The organism is Nocardia sp. NPDC051463, assembly GCF_040681975.1.
GTDB lineage: Bacteria > Actinomycetota > Actinomycetes > Mycobacteriales > Mycobacteriaceae > Nocardia.
In genome coordinates this window covers 310,136-328,190 of record NZ_JBFBAB010000004.1, presented here as the reverse complement: position 1 = coordinate 328,190, position 18,055 = coordinate 310,136, and the positions used below count along the sequence as shown (strand labels likewise).

The window sequence follows — 18,055 nt, the reverse complement described above, 5'->3', positions numbered from 1 at the left end:
CTGGCCCGCATCCGGGGCAACCGTACGTGACGGAATAGGCGTCGCATGAGGGGCACAAAACGGCAGACCCGCCCGGCGTGCCGAGCGGGTATTGCCTCGCTTCCGAGGTAACAGGTTGGCCGCGGGTGCCACTGATTTCAGTGCAGATCACTACGGCCACCGGCACCGGTAGATTCCCTATCCCGCCAGCACTTCACGCAACGTGGTGGCGAAGCCGTCCGGGTCACCCTGCTGGCCGAACTCGCCGCCGAGGAAGCCGCCGTGATGGCTGGGGAAATCCACCGGCGTCGAGCCCAGCTGCTCGGCGACGGCTACGCCGGTCCGATACGCCAGTTCCCCTTCCGATTCCACACCGATGGCGACCACGATGCGGGTGGAGACAGCGCGGAGTGTCTCGAAGTCGTGGTCGTAGTGCGTGGTCGGGAGGATGTTCTGGCCGACGAGCGGGTCGTTGCGGGAGCCGTCGTCCTCGGTCGGGAGGCCGAACATGGCGGGGTCGACCGGGTGGGTGGGGAAGTCGGCGGGGATTTCGCCTTTGAGCTGGAGCAAGGTGAGGAACTTGGCCATCGCGAGGCCGAAGCCATCGCTGCGGTAGGTCTGGTGGATATGAGCGGTCGCCGCCATTGCCTGCTCACTGTCGGGGAGGTAGCGGACGGCGGGTGGTTCGTGGGCTACGAGGGTGCGGACCTGTTCGGGATGCTTGGCGACCAGGGCGAGGGCATTGACCGCGCCGCCGCTGCTGGCGAAGAGATCGATCGGGCCGCCGCCGAGGGCGTCGATGACGCGGTGCAGATCCTCGGCATGCAGGTCGGGGTTGGATTCGCTGGTGGGGTCGGTCTTTTCGCTGCGGGCAGTGCCCCGCGGGTCGTAGGTGACGACCGTGCGGTCGGGGAATCGGGCAGCCAGGCTGACGAATCCACTGGCGTCCATGGGCGAGCCGATCATCATCAGGATCGGCTCGTCGCCGGCCTGCTCGGCTTGGCGTACGTCGTAGGCGATTTCGGCGCCGGGGGTTGCGAGAGTGTAGGTCTTCAGCTCGGCCACGGTGGTCGCTCCTTCTTGTTGGTTATTCGTGCAGACGAACCGGGGCATCGAAATTCATCGGTCTGTCTGTAGCGACCCGCATGGAACGCAGAGTGTCGGCTGTATCGGCGGGCCGGTGTGGCGGCCTCGCTCTGTGGCTGGTTGATGATCTTGGTGGTTTGGCCTGCGCGTACTGTTCGGCTGCCCTCGCGGATGGCGAACTTCCGTCCGAGTTCTATGGCGATCGGCTGGATCAGCTTCACGCTCATCGCAACATCGCTGCCGGGCCAGATCGTCGTCACCGCCTCCGGGAGGAGTCACCACGCCCGTCACGTCCGTTGTGTGGAATCAGGGACGGTAGTTGTCGAAGATCGGGCAGTAGGCGAAGTTCTGTTGCTGTCGGGCAGTTCCCGCCCTATTTGGCCCATCCGGCAAGCCCCTTGCCCCGTGAGCAGTTCGTTCACGGGCACCGAGGAGGGCCCGAGGTCACTCGTGGACGATTTCGACCGGATCGGTGAGTGCCAGGGCGAGCGCGGCCTGCTGGCTGGTGCTGCGCTGGGGGAGTGCGGCCATGGCCTTGTCGGTTTGGGTGCCGAGGTTGGTGACGATCTGCTGGAGGCCGGTGACGCCTGCGGTCATTTGACTGATAGCGCTGGTCAATTGGGCGCCGCCCTGTTCGGCCAGCTGTGGGAGGCCCTCGGCCAGTTTGGCGCCTTCGTTCAATTGGGCACTCGCGCTGTGCAATCGGGCGACAACGGTGCGCAGCAGGGTGCCGAGATCGGTGTTCGGATCGACCGCGCCGCCCACCAGGCTGCCGAGACCGGTCAACTGAGATCCAGCTTGGCTGGAAACGCTGCGCAGGGCTTCGAGTTTCCCGATGATATCGGCCAGTCGGGGATCGCCGGCGAAGGGCAGCGCGTGCAGCAGTGGGAGGATCTGATCGAGGCCGCCGTTCACAGTGTTCGCGGTCTGCTCGACCTGGGCGATGGTGAGGCCGGTCGAATCCAATGCCGCGGCGAGCTGATCCGCTTGCGCCGCCGCGCCATCGACGGTTGAATTCAGCATCGCGATCGCCGAAGTCAATTGTGCGGAGCCTTCTTTGGCGAAGGTCAGGAAACCGAGCAACTGATCTGCCCCCGAGCTGAATTGGTCCGCGCCTGCGGCTGCCGCGTTTACTCCGGCATTGAGCAGCTGGGTGGTCAATTGCACCGACGAGAGCTGGGTGCGCGCTTGGGCGACGGCCGACAGTGCGGCATCGACGCCTGCCGCGCCGATCCGATGCGTCACCTCGTTCACCGCACCGTTCACCAACTGCGAGTCCGCACCTTTATGCGTCGCCACGGTGACCTTGGCCCGCTGGGGCTTGTCGCCGGCCAGCGTGCCCATCGACGTGGTGAGATCGGCGGGCAGTGTGATCACTGCGGCGTAGTCGTCGAGATCCGCCGCTCCGGGCTCGGCCGCGGTCCATTCGTAATCGCCCGTCTGCGCCAGCGCCTGCATGACGCGTGCGCCGGTCGGCCCGGTGTCTGCGTTGATCAAGGCGATACCGGTCGGCGCGTCGCGGGAGCGCGAGCAAGCCGTGATGCCGCTCCCGATCGCGCCCGCTGCAACAATCCCGACGGCGAGCAGTGCCCAGCGGGCGCGTTTTCCGATCACACCAGCAGACCCTATGACTCCCGATTGGCGCATCGAATAGGACTTCTCTGAGGATTCGGTAAGGACGACGCGTTCGATGTCCACGACAAGACCGTCTCCGCGGCGGGTGCTGCCCTCGCGGCTGCTCGCGTCGTCGTCCTGCAGCCCGGCGGATGCGACGCTCGATCCGGGTCCAGGGTCGGCGGGCTCGCCCGGTCCTCGGGCCACACATGGTCGAACCGGTCTGATCCGCCGGGGTGCCGCCCGCCCGGCCCGCAGGATCCGAGATGACCCACAAGCCGCTGTCGGTTGCATGGCTCGGCGACCCGCCGAAGCCGCACAACCGGCCCTCGGAAACCCGCACAGCAGGTCGCCGGTGCGATGGTGATCGAAACGGCTCAGTGCACGGTGCGGTTGGGCAGGTGCAGGACCAGGCGGATACCACCGAGCGTGCCGTTGTCGAAATAGGCTTGCCCGCCGTGCAATTGGGCCTGTTGGGCGACCAAGGCGAGGCCGAGGCCGGAACCGCCTTTGGTGGCTTGGCTGCCTCGGAAGAAACGGTCGAACACCGCCGAGCGCTCGTCCACCGGGATGCCGCGGCCGTCGTCGTCGACGGAGATCACGATGTGCCCGTCCGGTGCGCGATGCGCGGACACCAGCGCCTCGGTGGCGCCGCCGTGTGTCACCGAGTTCTTCAGCGCGTTGTCGACCGCGAGGCGCAGCCCGGCGGGCAGGCCGCGGGTCACCAGTTCGGCATCGGTGTCGATGCGCACGGTCAGGCTGGGGAAATGCCGCATGGCATCGTGTGCGGCTTGGTCGCACAGGTCGCCGACATCGGTGGCGACATGGTCACGTTCGTTGGTGAGATCGCCGGTGGCCAGGCGCTCGAGCGCGGCGAGGGTGGTTTCCACCCGGCCCTGGCTGCGCGCGAGATCGGTGAGGATTTCGGTGCGCTGGGCTTCATCGAGGTCGAGGGTGCGCAGCACCTCGAGATCGGTGCGCATCGCCGTGAGGGGGGTGCGCAGTTCGTGGGCGGACACGGCGGCGAAATCACGTGCGGTCTCCAGCGCGGCGGCGGTCTCGTCCTGCGCCTGGTCCACGCGGTGCAGCATGGTGTTCACCGCCTCGGCGAGTTCCTCGGCTTCACGCACACCTGAGCCGTCCACCGGTGATTGCGGATTGTCGGGATCCGGCCTGCCGCTGCGGGCGCCGACCTGGCGGGTGAGATCGGTGATCGGCCGCACCGCGCGTCCGGCGAGCAACCAACCGAGCGCGGCGGCGGCGGCGATGGCCAGCGCCGCGCCCGCAAGGACCCACCGCTTCTGCTCGGCGGTTGCCCGGGCCGCTTCGGCGGCGGGGATGCCGAGTGCGACCGTGCGGCCCGGTGGTTGGTTCTCGGTTGTGGTGAGCATCCGATAGCGAACGCCGCTCGCGATGACAGTGCGGAAACCTGTTGTCAGATCAGGTAATTGAGTCGGGCCGCTGGCCGTGATCACGCCATTGTCACGGACGGTGACCGCCAGGTTGGTGTCCAGCCCGGAAATGGTGACGAATCCGGCGGCCAGCTCCGGCTTGAGCAGCACTATGTGCGAGACGATGGTGATCTGCTGATCGATCTGCGCCACATTGTTGCGTTCGATCGCGCGCACGCTGATCAGGCTCAGTATGGACACGATGATCACCGCGCCTGCCGCCGCGGCTCCGGCCACCCTGGTGCGCAGCGAAAATGACCGGCGGCAACGCCTTTTCGTCGGCGCAGGCAGTGTGATCGGCGAGGTATCCGGCGCTACGGGCGATGAGTCGGTCATCATGTGCTCGAATTCATTTGGGCGCTCGCAGCACGAACCCGACACCGCGGATCGTATGCAGCAGCCGGGGTGTATCGCCCACCTCGAGCTTGCGTCGCAGATAGCCGACGAAGACATCGACCACATTGGTGTCGGCCGCGAAGTCGTAGCCCCACACCAATTCCAGCAGCCGCTCGCGGCTCAGCACCACGCCCGCATTGCGTGCCAGCGTGGACAGCAGCTCGAATTCCCTTTTGGTCAGCTCGATTTCTTTACCGTGCAGCAGCGCACGATAACCGGCGACATCCACCTCGAGCGGTCCGACCGAGACCGCGCCGGGCGTGGCCGATGCGGTCACGTCGGCGCGACGGCGCAGCAGCGCCCGGATCCGCGCCGCCAACTCCGCGAGCACGAACGGTTTGATCAGGTAGTCGTCGGCGCCGGATTCCAGCCCCGAGATCCGGTCGTCAACCGAGGCGCGCGCACTGAGCACGCAGATGGGCACTTCGTTGCCGAGGGCGCGCAGTGCGGTCACCACACCAGCGCCGTCCAGCACCGGCATGTTCATGTCCAGCACGATCGCGTCCGGTGCGTGCTCTGTCACGCTGCGCAGCGCTGCGGCGCCGTCCCTGGCGACAAGCACCTGGAAACCGGACAGCCGCAGCCCGCGCTCGACCGAGGCGAGCACGTCCTCGTCGTCGTCGACAACAAGGACGGTCGGGGTCGTACGCTCGCTTGTCACGTCGTTCATTGTGCCCTTCCGTGCGGTCCGCACATCGAGGCCATACCAGCAGGTGCCGCTAGGTTTTGTGTGGAGGTCCCGCGTCGGGTGCCTCGGAAGTTTCGGGCGTAGCCCCGGTGAGTTACCCAGGTACTTACGAGATCAGTTGACCTGTTGGGATCCGACGGTGCGGGCCCGGAGTGCCGGTTAGCTCGGGTTTCAGGTGTGTCAACGTGTCGGCATCGACACCGGCTCGTCACCGCCCCGCCCGCGATCTGGGACGCCCTGACCACCCCTCACCCGGGGTCTTGCCGCCACACACGGATCCGCCGTTCGATACGGCATGGCCGTCTTGCCGGGCAGATCTGCTCGGATAGCCAGCGGCGTGTTGGAGTGACTACGCTCGATGCTATGTCGGCGAAGGGCCGAGAACGTGCCGGGGATGTGCTGGCGGCAACGGATGGTTTCGTTGGTCGTGGTCTGGAGCTGGACAAGATCAGCACCTTGCTGTTGGGTTCGGCTCGGTTGATTACGTTGGTCGGGTCGGGTGGGATCGGGAAAACGCGATTGGCGACCGAGACGCTGCGCCGATTCGGCAAGGCCACTCACATACCGGTGTATTGGGTGCGGCTGGCGCGTCTGGCGAAGGGGTGCGGGGCGGCCGAGGTCGAGGCCGAGGTCACGGCCTCGGTGGTCGGGGCCGACTTTTCGAGTCGGTCGGGGTGGGAGGCGCTGGTCGATACGTTGACCAGGACCGACGCGGTGGGGCGGAGCCCGCATGCGGTGCTGGTGATGGACAATTGCGAGCATGTTCTCGCCGCAGCCGGAGAGCTGATCGCACAGTTGCTGGAGGTGGTGCCTGGGTTGACCATTCTGGTGACCAGCCGTGGACCGATCGGGTGGGTCGACGAACATGTGGTGGTGGTCCCGCCGCTGACACAGCGGCAAGCCTTGACGTTGTATCGGCAGCGCGCGGAACTCACCGATCATCCGATTACCGAGACCGATCAGATCGCGATGGCCGGTCTGATTTGTCGTCATGTGGACAACCATCCGTTGTATATCCGTTTGGCCGCGGCGCGGTTGCTGCGGCAGCCGCTGGCGATGATCCTGCAGGAATTGAGCGGTGAGGCGACCGACAAGCGGATGCGATGGTCGCACGGGCCACGAGTGGGTGGCGAACCACGCCATCAGGGGGTTGGTGATGTCATCGCCTGGTCCTATGACCTGTGTCAGGACAAGGAACGGTTGCTGCTGGATCGGATGTCGGTGTTCGCCGCGGGATATGACACCAACCCCGAGGACGACTCCGGCTCGGCGTTGGATGTCGGCGTCGACATCGAAGCCATCGAGATGGTCTGCGCTGACGATCCGGCACCCGACCAGGGAAAAACCGAGGCGCTGGTGCGGGTGGCGGCCGAAGAGGTCGAGGGCTTGCTGGATCGTCTGGCCGATCAGTCGCTGGTGACCCGGCACATCACGCCGACCACGGTGCGGTATTCCCTGTTGGAGAGTATTCGCCTGTTCGCCGGGCAACGGCTGGCGCAACGTTCCACCGGCGAGGTCGACGAACCAGCGCGGCTCGCACAGCGTCACCGCCGCTACTATCGGGACAAGATCGTTGCCGCACAGCTCAATTGGTTCAGTCCCATGGAGCAGGAGCTGCTGGACTGGGCTCGCGCGGCGTGGGACAACATCGTGACCGCGATCGAGACAAGCCTCACCTCGGGTGAGCCCGAACTCGGCTTGGAAATCTCCGCGGGTCTGGTGTTTCTGCGAGCACCTTTCTTCACCGGCTTGCTCCGAGAAATGCGTCGGTGGACCGAACGCACTCTGCAGGCGACCCGCGGGCTGAGCCCGCAGCCTACCGAGCTTCACATCGGGGCCATGGCGTTGGTGGCGTGGCTCGCCCTGTGTCAGGGCCTGCACGAGGATGCCGAACGAATGCTCGAGGACTGCGTCGACGCCTGCGTCAGCGACCCGAAGATCCCGAAGCGAGAGAATTGGCGGCAGACCCCGGAAACCGACGCCGGCCTACCGGCTCCCGTCGAATATCTGTGGGGCGCGGAATTATGGCTGGCCAAGGGTGATCCCAGAGCCGTCACCGTACTGGGGCGCGCCCGCGAGAAGTTCGGCGCCCTCGGCGATCGTGGTGGCGAGGCGATGAGTGAGATGTTCGAGGCATTGGCAGCGGGCTTGCTGGGAACAGCACAGCAGGCCGTGGAGATCACTCGACGTACCTTCGAGCACACCACCGCAGCTGGGGCCAGGTGGGCGAAATCCTGGGCAGAGATGGCGTGGGCGATCGTGTTGACCAAACACGGTGATCCCACGCAGGCATTGGCCCTCGAACGTAGCGCGCTGGCATACCAGCTACCCATACGCGACCGATGGGGTGCAATCTGGGCGGTCCATTTCCGGAGTTGGTCGTTGGCGCAGATCATCACCGACGCGAGCGCGGCCGGAAACCCCGACCCGGCCGAACTCGAGGCCCTGGCCACCGAAGCCGCTCAACTCGCCGGCGGAGCCGCAACGTTGCGAGCGCGACTGGGCGTCGATATCGAAGGATTGCGGCCGTTCGCCAACGAAACCACCAAGGCGATCGACGTCGCTCGCCGGGTGTTGGGACCCGAGGCGTATGCCGCCGCGTACAGGCAGGGCTCCCTGTTGCGTCCGGAGTCGCACGAGGTACAGCGCCTCGCGCTGGGCACACTGTCCATCGACAGGATGCCGATGGCCCATCCCGCGAGGAAGAACGCCCCTTCCCATTGGGACGAGTTGTCGGCAGCCGAGGAGCAGGTCGCGACACTGGCCGCGGCGGGCTGGACGAACACCGCGATCGCGACCCGCCGAGGCAATTCCCGCAGGACTGTCGACGCGCAGATGGCCGCGATCTTCCACAAGCTGGTCATCACCTCACGAGAAGACATCATCGAGCTCGTTCCCCGGGACCGGATCGATCAGGTGCGGAAAGAAGCAGCGAGGCAGCGACGCGAGATCGGACAACGACCACGCACACCACGGCCACGGTGACAGCGCAGGGGTCGTGCCGCCGCATCAGCGCTTTCAGTTCCGGTGAGACCTCGATCGATTGGACGGCTGGTGTCGCGCCGGGGCGGCGGGTTGCGCCCATGACAAGCTGACAACCTCCGGACGGTGGAATCGGTTGCGGCGCGGACGAACCGGGACAGAACTGATGGCGGGGTGAGTAGCACCGGCGGCTGGCCGGCGCCGCCGTATTGACCCTGCCGTCGATGACCTCGGCGTCCAGAGCGCGGCGCCAGGCGTCGTCGACGGCGTCCGGTCGGTGGCGGCTAGTAGCTGTGGCAGGAATCGGCGACCGCGCGGATCGTCGCGCTCAGACCGGAGGCGCGCGGATCGTTCTGCGCGTCCTGCGCCGCACTCGGGTTCTCGTCGATCATGCGCTGGAGTTCCGCGCGGCGCTGCTCGACCGGCTGATCGAACTTGCGCTGCAACTCGGCCTTCTGGCCCGGGTTCGAGTCGAGAATCGAGGCGAGCTGTGGAGCCTTGGCATGCAAGGCGGCGTCGACCTGGGCGAAGGAGCAATCGGAAGTCAGCAGCGGCGCGGCCATATCGGTCATGGCATCGGCAGAGGCGATGGTCGGCGCGAGGAACATCGCGACCGAGGCGAGTCCGCCCGCGGCGAGTGCGGTGTAGGCGGGTCGACTGCGCAAGGCCTTCATAGGTGGCTCCAGATCTTCGAGGGGTACGTCAGTGGTGGTCTCGACGCTGTCCCGAGGTTATTGCCATGGGCTGGCACATCGGTGAGCCATCCCTGAGAAACCTCTGAGGGATGTTAACGCCGGGCGAACGCAAATCTATGACGGCGCAACCGGATCCGCGTTCGGCGCGAGCGGCGTGCCGGTGTCGGCCGGGGGCGGTTGGGCAGCGGCGATCTGCTGCTCCAAGGCGGCGAGCACCGAGGAGTCCTCGATGGTCGAGGGGACCTCATAGGCGTCGCCCGCGGTGATCTGACGGATCGTCTTGCGCAGGATCTTGCCCGATCTGGTCTTGGGCAGCGCGGACACCACCACGGCATCGTGCAGGGTGGCGATGGCGCCTATCTGCTCGCGTACCCGCGCGATCAGTTCGTCGCGCAACTGCGTCGGGTCGATGTCGACACCGGACTTGAGCACCACATACGCGATCGGCCGCTGGCCCTTGAGTTCATCGGGCAGTCCGATCACCGCGCATTCGGCGATCGCCGAATGACCCGCAATGGCGGCCTCGATGCTGCCCGCAGATAGCCGGTGCCCGGCCATATTGATGACATCGTCGCTGCGGCCGAGGACGAAGAGGTAGCCGTCGTCGTCGAAATATCCGGAGTCGCCGGTGAGATAGTGCCCGGGGAAAGCCAACATGTAGGACCGGATGAAGCGGTCTTCATCCCGCCATAGGCCGGTGAGGGTGCCTGGCGGCATGGGTAGTCCGATGACGATATTGCCCTCGGTACCGGGTGCGACCGGATTGCCCTCGGCGTCGAGGACTCGCAGCCGGAATCCGGGTACCGGCACCGATGCCGAGCCCGCCTTGATCGGAAGCTGCTGCAGGCCGAGCAGGTTCGCGCAGATCGGCCAGCCCGTCTCGGTCTGCCACCAGTGGTCGACGACGGGGCAGTCGGGCCGGTCGGCGAGCAAGGTTTCGGTGGCCCATTCGTAGGTCGCCGGGTCCAGCCGTTCGCCCGCACAGAACAGCGCGCGCAGCGAGGACAGGTCGTAGCCGCGCGCCAACGTGGCGTCGGCGTCGGCCTTGCGAATGGCGCGCAGCGCGGTCGGCGCGGTGAACAGCACGCGGACCTGATGCTCGGCGACCACGCGCCAGTAGGCACCCGCGTCCGGGGTGCCGACCGGCTTGCCCTCGTATAGGAGGGTTGTCGCGCCGACCAGCAATGGCGCGTACACGATGTAGGAGTGCCCGACGACCCAGCCGACGTCGGAGGCGGCCCACATCACCTGTCCCGGCCCGACGTCGTAGATATTGCGCATGGACCAGGTCAGGGCAACCGCATGTCCACCGTTGTCCCGGACCACACCCTTCGGCCTACCGGTGGTGCCCGAGGTATAGAGGATGTAGAGCGGATCGGTGGCGTCCACCGGTACCGGATCGGCGAGCGGCGCATCGCGCACGGCATCGTCCCAATCCAGCCACTGCGCCGCCACGGTGTGGGCGGAGCTGGGTAGTGATTCGGTCGCGGGCTGGGGCGCGGGGAAATGGATTGTCGGGAACTGCGCGCGCTGCTTCACGATGACATGGCGTGGCGCGTTGGTCGCGGCAAGATCCAACGCCTGCAACACGATCGGCGGGTAGTCGATCCGGCGGCTCGGCTCCAGACCGCCCGAAGCAGTGATGATGAGCACAGGCGCCGCGTCGTCGATGCGTGCCGCGAGCTCGGGCGCCGCGAAGCCGCCGAAGACAACCGAATGCACCGCGCCGATACGGGCGCAGGCGAGCATCGCGATGACCGCTTCGGGGATCATCGGCAGGTAGATGATGACGCGGTCGCCCTTGGTGACACCGAGCCGTACCATCGCGCCCGCGAAGCGGGAAACCGCTTCGAGGAGTTCGGCATAGGTGAAAACGCCTCTGGTGCCGGTCATAGCGGAGTCGTATATTAGGGCGGGCTGGTTCGGCCGGCCTTCCTCGATTGCGGTGTCTCCGTGCACATGTCGATCGAGGGCGTTGAAGGAGGTATTCAGGCGAGCATCAGGGAACCATCTGGTCACGGGGCGGGCCATGGTGTCGACGATCTGGGTTGGCGCGACCTCCCAATCGATCGCCTCCGCCGCACTGCTCCAGAACTCGGCCGGATCGACCAAGCTGGTCTGATAGACCGGTCGGTACTCGTGCTTCGCGTTCAACCCGGTGACTCCCTAGCCTCGCCTCGATGCCCGCCTCGATAGATCAGGACGATTGTGGCAGACTTCACGCGACGCCCGGGTGGGTGCCGCGACCTTAGGTTATGCCTGGAACGGGCTGGTCAAGACTCGTAGCCCACCTCGGAGTCAACCAAGAAGTTATTGATCCGTTAGAATCTGATGTCACTTATTTGGGCAGTCGTAGACGCAATTTCTCGGCCAGCCGCAGTTCCTCGGCCAGCTCTGCCTGTCGAGCCAGCATGCGAGTGTGGAGGTTCGCTGATGGCGCGTGGTTGGGGCCAGTTTGGAAAGTGAGTGGGAGATGCGTGACGCCGCTAGGTCCGGCAGCAAACGCTGGGCGCTCGGCAACTGGGACCTGCGCTGGAAGGTTACGGCGGTTTTGGCCGTGCCGCTGGCAGTCGCGGTCGGCCTCGGCGTGTCCAGGATTGCCTCCGAGTTTGCCGAGGCGAACCGGCTCGCCGGTGCCGCCGAGAACATCGGTGCCATCCCGGCCGTAACCGCGCTCAGTGCGCAGACGGCGACGACCGCCGCCTCGCAAATGATTGCGCTATTCCCTGGTGCGCCGTCGATCGTGTCGGACAAGAACCTCGCCGACCTCGATGCCGCCATCGGCAATGCGGAAGCCGTCGGCAACAAGCTGAACGCTGTGCCGGGCGCTCGCGCGTCACTCGACAGCATGCTCACCCAGGCAAAGGCCGTTCGTGCGCAGGGTAAGGCGACCTCGACCCAGTCGGGTGCCGAGATCGTCGCGATGATCGACCGGGTCCGCAGCGACAGTGTGCGCATCGTCGAGAGCACGGTCGGCCAGGTCAGTGACCCCGCCATCGATACGGCGAAGCTACGTCTTGTCGACTCGCTCAACACTCGCGCCTCACTCGTCGGTGAGATCGCCGCGTTCCCCGAAATCCTGCGCAATGCGCAGGTCGGCGTGCAGGCCTTCCTCACCGCGGCGAACACCGAGCGTTCGCTGCTCAATGTCCTCGCGCACCGGTTCGCTGACGGTGACACCTCGATCGCCGACGTGCGGGCCGGCATCGATACCCGAATCGGGCTGCTGAGCAGCCCGCAGTCGCAATCCGGTCAGCTCCCGGTCGGCGACCTGAAGAACTCGCTCACCGCCAGCCTCGATGTCTATGAGCGCGTTGTCGGCAAGGCGACCAAGGACATCGACTCATCGATGAACGAGCTGGTGTCGAGGGCCAACACCGACGCGTGGACCTACACCGCGGTCGTCATCGCCACCATCCTCGCCGCGCTGATGCTCGCCGTTTACGTGGCACGCTCGATGATCGTGCCGCTGCACCGGCTGCGCCTCGCGGCGCTGCGGGTGGCCGAGAGCGATCTGCCACACGAGGTCGCCCAGCTGCGAAACGGCGCTTCCCCGGAGGACGTGCCGCTGGAGCCGATGCCGGTGCGCAGCACCGAGGAGATCGGTCAGCTGGCCCGCGCCGTCGACGACATCCACGGACAGGCGCTGCGTCTGGCCAGCGATCAGGCGCAGATGCGTTCTCAGGTCAACGACATGTTCGAGACTCTGGCGCGCCGGTCCAAGTCGCTCGTCGACCATCAGCTCACGCTGATCGAGGCGATGGAGTACGACGAGAAGGATCCACGACTGCTGGAGAACCTCTTCCGCCTGGACCACCTCGCCGCTCGTATGCGTCGTAACGGTGACAACCTGCTGATTCTGGCCGGTACCAAGCAGCGCCGCGCCAAGTCCGCTCCGGTCGAGATCGCCGACGTGCTGCGGGCCGCGATCTCCGAGGTCGAGGACTACGAGCGCGTCAAGCTCGGTGCGACACCGCGCGGTTCGCTGAAGGAACCCGCTGCCTCGGATATGGCGCACCTGTTCGCCGAGTTGCTCGATAACGCGCTGCGGGCTTCACCGCCGGAAACCGACGTGAAATTCACCTTTGCCCAGGCCCATGACCAGGGCATGCTCATCGAGGTGGCCGACCGGGGTATCGGTATGCCGCCCTCGGAGATGGCCGATATCAACCGCAGGTTGGAGCAAACCGCCGAGCCGGGCCCCGACACCGCACGACACATGGGTCTGTTCGTGGTCGGCAGGTTGGCCGAGCGGCACGGACTCACGGTCCGATTGCGGCCGACCTTCGATACCGCGCGTGACCCGGGTGTCACCGTGACCGTGCATGTGCCGGTCGGCCTCATCGTCCTCGGACAGGGACAGCAATCCGCGCTGCCGACACAGGCCGCACCCCAGGTGTCGGCCGGTGCTCCACAACGGCAGACGAGTCCGTCATCGATGCAGATGCGGGGAATTACCAGGACTCCTGGGGGCAATGTGATGGTCACCGTCGATCCCGGGGTGAGCGGCCCGATTCCTGTCAGCAGCCCGGCCCCCGCAGCCGGTGGTCCGGCCGCGGCAGGCGGTGGCTTGCCGCAGCGGTCGCCTGGATCGACGATGGCCGCGGGTCTCAACCCCAATTCGACGCAGGGCGGTCCGAGCCTGCGGCCCACACCCGGACAGACGCCGAGCGGTCCGCAGCGCGGCAAGCTCGCCGCGGCGAGCCTGCCCAAGCGCAGTGTGTCGCCGGGTGGTCCGCCGCCGCGCCAGCCCGATGGCATCGAACCGACCGTGACGGGTCTGCCGCCGCGTGAGGCGAACTCCGGTGAGTTGCCCCTGCGACAGCCCGGCGCCAATGGTGTGCCCAAGCCTTCCGCAAGCGGTGGTTTGCCACAGCGTCAGCCGGGATCGACGAGTGGTCTGCCGCAGCGTCAGTCGGGTCCGAACGGTGCGCCGCCGCGCGAACCGGGTGTGAGTGGTCTGCCCCAGCGTGAGCCGAGTTCCGGTGGTCTGCCGCAGCGTGACGCAGGTCCGGGTGGTCTGCCGCAGCGCGAGCCGAGCGCTGGCGGTCTGCCGCAGCGTCAGTCGGGTCTGAACGGTCTGCCGCAGCGTGATTCGGCTTCGGGTGGTCTGCCGCAGCGGGATTCTGGTCTGAACGGTCTGCCGCAGCGTGATTCGGCTTCGGGTGGTCTGCCGCAACGGGATTCTGGTCTGAACGGTCTGCCGCAGCGTGATCCGGCTTCGGGTGGTCTGCCGCAACGGGATTCTGGTCTGAACGGTCTGCCGCAGCGCGATTCGGCTTCGGGCGGTCTGCCGCAGCGTGATCCGGCTTCGGGTGGTCTGCCGCAACGCTCGTCGGGTCTGAACGGCCTGCCGCAGCGGGATTCGGGGGCAAGTGACCTCCCACACCGTGATTCGAATGCCGGTGGTTTGCCGCAGCGTGACCCGAGCACGGGTGGTTTGCCGCAGCGTGACCCGAGCACGGGTGGTTTGCCGCAGCGTGACCCGAGCACGGGTGGTCTGCCCCAGCGTCAGCCAGCGGCGACGAACTTGCCGCAGCGGGACGCGCTGGGCGGTCTACCGCAGCGTCAGCCCGGCTCGCAGGTGCCGCCTGCGCTGCCGCCGCGGGATGCGAACACCGGTGGTCTGCCACAACGTGAATCGACGTCCGGTCTCGGTCTACCGCAGCGTGAGCGCGGCAATCCGCAGCCGCCGAGCGGCGAACAGCCCGCGCTCACCGATTCCGGAGCGCCGTTGGCAGGCCGTGACCCCGGCCGCCACAGCTTCAAGGCCGATACGGGCAAGGCCGCGTCGTTCTTCCAGACCAGGCTGCAGCCCGCGGCGGAAACCAACTCGCCCATGGACAGCCCGATCTTCGCCGAAATGATGTCAGCCTGGCTGACCGATCCGAACCCGGACCGGTCCCAGGTGGCCGCGTCCTTCGAGGCGCCGGGCGACGAAGGATGGCAGGCGGCTCAGCGAGCGAGCGAGGCCCAGGCCGAAACAAAGACAGCCGCCGGGTTGCCCCAACGCAATCCTGGCGGAAGGCTGGTCCCCGGTGCCGTAAACGGCGCCGCGGATCGGGCGGCACGTCGCGATCCAGAAACGATCAGGTCCAGCTTGAGTCGTCACCAGCAGGGCGTCCGGGATGGCCGCGCAATGAAGGCAACGAACCTAACCGGAGATAAAGGAGACCGATGAACCCCGATCTAGGTGGTACGAATCGTCAGCTGGATTGGCTGGTTTCGAACTTCGCCAACGAGGTTCCTGGCGTAGCTCATGCCGTCCTGGTCTCGGCTGACGGCCTACTCATGGCCGCAAGCGCCCAGCTGCCCGTCGATCGCGCCGAACAACTTTCGGCCGTCACGGCGGGACTCGCCAGCCTCTCGGTCGGCGTCTCGAACCTGTTCGAGGGCGGCACCGTTTTGCAGTCGGTGGTCGAGATGGAACACGGCTACCTGCTACTCATGGCAGTCGGCGACGGCTCCTACCTTGCGGTGCTGACCAACACGTCCTGTGACATCGGTCAGGTCGGATACGAAATGGCTTTGTTGGTCGAGCGTGTTGGCCAGACAGTGCAGGCCACGCCACGCGTCACGATGGGTTCCTGATGGTGGGATGGACATAGACGATCACCGCGTGGGGAGCGCCGAGCCTAGCCTCGTACGCCCGTACTCGCTGACTGCGGGCCGCACCAGGCCCGCGGTCGAGCTGGCGTTGGAAGCCCTCGTCGCATCGCATCCGGTCGCCCTGGAGCGGCAGTTCGAACTGACCAACATCGAGACGTCCATCGTGGAGTTGTGCAGAGAATCGCCGTCCGTTGCCGAGGTAGCAGCGCGTTTGGGTATCCCGATCGGGGTGGCCAGGGTGCTGGTGGCCGACCTGATCGAGGCCGGGCACGTCCGAGTTTCGGCGACTTTGAAAGACGATTCCAGCGACGATGAACGTCGCGAGCTGATCGAAAGGGTTCTCAGTGGACTCCGGCGTATTTGATTCGACGGCACAGGTCGATACCCGAACCAGCAAGCCGACTTCGGCGAAGATTGTTGTCGCAGGCGGCTTCGGTGTCGGCAAGACCACGTTGGTCGGTGCTGTCTCGGAGATTGTTCCGCTGCGCACCGAGGCACTGGTGACCAATGCCAGCACCGGAATCGACAACCTGACGGGTATCCCGATGAAGTCCACCACCACGGTGGCCATGGACTTCGGCCGGATCAGCCTGGCCGACGATCTGGTCCTGTACCTGTTCGGTACGCCGGGCCAGTATCGGTTCTGGTTCATGTGGGACGACCTGATCCGCGGCGCCATCGGCGCCGTGGTGCTGGTCGACACCCGCAGGCTCGAGGACAGCTTCGCGGCTGTCGACTACTTCGAAGCGCGCAACCTGCCGTTCCTGGTAGCGCTCAACGAGTTCGACGACGCACCGCGTTACCCGATCGAGGACATCCGCCAGGCGCTCGCGGTGCCTGCGGATGTCCCGATTCTGTCGATCGACGCACGGCGGCGTGAGCCCGCCAAGCATGCGCTGGTTTCGCTGACCGAGTACGCCCTGCGCAAGGTGATGCAGGGCTACTGAGTTGCTCGCGCGGCGCGCGTCGGATCACAACCGGGTAGTTATTCTCCCTCGGTGAGGATTTCGGCGCGCGACCTGCTCGGGCAACTGCTCGACCCGGACTCATTTGTCAGTTGGGATCGGCCGCCGGTCGCGGTGGCCGCCACCCGGCTGTATCACGAGGATCTGCGTAAGGCCGCGGTCGCTGCGGGCACCGATGAGTCGGTGCTCACCGGCGAGGGGCTGTTACGTGGTCGCAGGGTGGCCGTCATTGCCTGTGAGTTCGGATTTCTGGCGGGCTCGGTCGGGGTTGCCGCCGCCGAGCGGATTGTCGCGGCGGTCGAGCATGCCACCGCCTCCGGCCTGCCGCTGCTTGCTTCGCCGACGTCCGGCGGCACCAGGATGCAGGAGGGCACCGTCGCCTTCGTGCAGATGGTGAAGATCGCGGGCGCCGTCGCCACGCATAAGGCCGCGGGCCATCCCTATCTGGTGTATCTGCGCGATCCGACCATGGGTGGGGTGTTCGCCTCGTGGGGCTCGTTGGGTCACATGACCTTTGCCGAACCCGGAGCGTTGATCGGGTTTCTCGGGCCCCGGGTTTATAAAGCGTTGTACGGCAAGGACTTTCCCGAGGGTGTGCAAACCGCGGAGAATCTCTATCACAGCGGTGTCATCGACGGTGTCGTCTCGGTGCCGGTGTTCCGTCGCATCGCGCATCGAGCCTTGAGCGTGCTCGGCGGTGTGCCGGATCCTGTTGCGGCGGAACCAAATTGGGCCGCACCCATGCATCGCGACGGTGGGGCTGTTGACGGCATGGATCGCGCGGGCCGAGCCGCCGAAGGCTCGGCCTGGGAGTCGGTCATCATCTCGCGCCGCCCCGGCCGGCCCGGCCTGCGCGACCTATTACGTCATGTGACGCAACGAGTTCCGCTCAGTGGCACCGGCCAGGGTGAGTCCGATCGCACCATCGTGCATGCGCTGGCCAGGTTCCGCGGCAGGCCCTGCGTGGTGTTCGGGCACGACCGCTCGGGCCAGCAGGGGGAGCACACCATGGGCCCGGCCGCGCTTCGGGAGGCCAGGCGCAGTATGGCACTCGCCCAAGAGTTGCGGCTGCCGCTGGTGCTGGTGATCGACACTGTCGGCGCGGCGCTGTCGAGGGAGGCGGAAGAGCGCGGGCTCGCTCCCGAAATTGCCCGCTGCATAGCCGATTTGGTGACGCTGGACACCCCGACCCTCTCGGTGCTGCTCGGTCAGGGCACCGGCGGCGGAGCGCTGGCGCTGCTGCCTGCGGACCGGGTGCTCGCCGCCACGCACGGTTGGCTGGCGCCGCTGCCACCGGAGGGCGCGAGCGCGATCGTCTACCGCGATATCGACCATGCGCCGGAGTTGGCCGGTGCGCAACGAATCCGCGCCGCCGACCTGTGCGCCGATGGCATCGTGGACCGTATCGTGCCGGAGCTACCGGACGCGGCCGACGAGCCGGTCGACTTCGCCCGTCGCATGGTTGCCGCCATCGCAGCCGAGCTCACCGAGCTGCAGGACCGACCGCTCGCTGAGCTTCGCGCAGCGCGCCACAACCGCTACCGCAGACTTGGTCTCCCCGGGCGGTGACGGCTCGATCCGAGCCGAGTC

At 66.6% G+C, this 18,055-nt stretch carries 13 protein-coding genes; 6 read left to right on the top strand and 7 right to left on the bottom strand.

The window, feature by feature from the left end; translation table 11 throughout:
• Window positions 1-177: 177 nt before the first annotated feature.
• From AB0M74_RS09860 to AB0M74_RS09840, 5 genes are all read right to left on the bottom strand, one after another.
• Complete coding sequence (locus AB0M74_RS09860) at window positions 178-1,044, bottom strand: alpha/beta hydrolase (protein WP_364904112.1); 867 nt, start codon at window positions 1,042-1,044, stop codon at window positions 178-180.
• Window positions 1,032-1,292, bottom strand: a complete 261-nt coding sequence (locus AB0M74_RS09855) for a hypothetical protein (protein WP_364904109.1) — start codon at window positions 1,290-1,292, stop codon at window positions 1,032-1,034. Before AB0M74_RS09855 ends, AB0M74_RS09860 begins: the two co-directional genes overlap by 13 nt.
• Before the next feature lie 217 nt (window positions 1,293-1,509).
• Window positions 1,510-2,679: a hypothetical protein gene (locus tag AB0M74_RS09850; RefSeq protein ID WP_364904106.1), complete on the bottom strand. Its 1,170-nt coding sequence runs from the start codon at window positions 2,677-2,679 to the stop codon at window positions 1,510-1,512.
• A 377-nt stretch (window positions 2,680-3,056) separates the two neighbouring features.
• On the bottom strand, window positions 3,057-4,469 hold the full coding sequence (locus tag AB0M74_RS09845; protein WP_364904103.1) for a HAMP domain-containing sensor histidine kinase: 1,413 nt from the start codon (window positions 4,467-4,469) through the stop codon (window positions 3,057-3,059).
• A gap of 10 nt (window positions 4,470-4,479) precedes the next feature.
• Window positions 4,480-5,196: a response regulator transcription factor gene (locus AB0M74_RS09840; protein ID WP_364904100.1), complete on the bottom strand. Its 717-nt coding sequence runs from the start codon at window positions 5,194-5,196 to the stop codon at window positions 4,480-4,482.
• Window positions 5,197-5,577: 381 nt separating this feature from the next.
• Between AB0M74_RS09840 and AB0M74_RS09835 the strand changes: the two genes are divergently transcribed.
• Window positions 5,578-8,199, top strand: a complete 2,622-nt coding sequence (locus AB0M74_RS09835; RefSeq protein ID WP_364904098.1) for a LuxR C-terminal-related transcriptional regulator — start codon at window positions 5,578-5,580, stop codon at window positions 8,197-8,199.
• A 281-nt stretch (window positions 8,200-8,480) separates the two neighbouring features.
• Here the strand turns inward: AB0M74_RS09835 and AB0M74_RS09830 are convergent, their stop codons facing one another.
• Both AB0M74_RS09830 and AB0M74_RS09825 read right to left on the bottom strand, forming a co-directional pair.
• Window positions 8,481-8,870, bottom strand: a complete 390-nt coding sequence (locus AB0M74_RS09830) for a hemophore-related protein (RefSeq protein WP_364904095.1) — start codon at window positions 8,868-8,870, stop codon at window positions 8,481-8,483.
• 135 nt (window positions 8,871-9,005) lie between these two features.
• Complete coding sequence (locus AB0M74_RS09825; protein WP_364904092.1) at window positions 9,006-11,045, bottom strand: AMP-binding protein; 2,040 nt, start codon at window positions 11,043-11,045, stop codon at window positions 9,006-9,008.
• A gap of 319 nt (window positions 11,046-11,364) precedes the next feature.
• On the opposite strand from AB0M74_RS09825, the gene AB0M74_RS09820 reads away from it, so the two are divergent.
• From AB0M74_RS09820 to AB0M74_RS09800, 5 genes are read left to right on the top strand one after another with little or no spacing between them, the layout of a single operon-like run.
• Window positions 11,365-15,072 (top strand): ATP-binding protein, encoded by a 3,708-nt coding sequence (locus tag AB0M74_RS09820; protein WP_364904090.1) that lies wholly within the window; start codon window positions 11,365-11,367, stop codon window positions 15,070-15,072.
• Window positions 15,069-15,482 carry a roadblock/LC7 domain-containing protein gene (locus AB0M74_RS09815; protein ID WP_011207200.1) on the top strand — a complete coding sequence of 138 codons (414 nt, stop codon included), beginning with the start codon at window positions 15,069-15,071 and terminating at the stop codon, window positions 15,480-15,482. The genes AB0M74_RS09820 and AB0M74_RS09815 overlap by 4 nt, the downstream gene beginning before the upstream one ends.
• 7 nt (window positions 15,483-15,489) lie before the next feature.
• Entirely contained in the window at window positions 15,490-15,864 is a 375-nt protein-coding gene (locus tag AB0M74_RS09810; RefSeq protein WP_036533019.1) for a DUF742 domain-containing protein, read from the top strand.
• The gene (locus AB0M74_RS09805; protein ID WP_364904087.1) at window positions 15,845-16,447 is read left to right on the top strand and encodes an ATP/GTP-binding protein; all 603 of its coding nucleotides are present in this window, start codon (window positions 15,845-15,847) and stop codon (window positions 16,445-16,447) included. The genes AB0M74_RS09810 and AB0M74_RS09805 overlap by 20 nt, the downstream gene beginning before the upstream one ends.
• 51 nt (window positions 16,448-16,498) lie before the next feature.
• A complete protein-coding gene (locus AB0M74_RS09800; RefSeq protein ID WP_364904085.1) occupies window positions 16,499-18,034 on the top strand; it encodes a carboxyl transferase domain-containing protein in 1,536 nt (511 codons plus the stop codon).
• The last annotated feature ends 21 nt before the right edge of the window (window positions 18,035-18,055 follow it).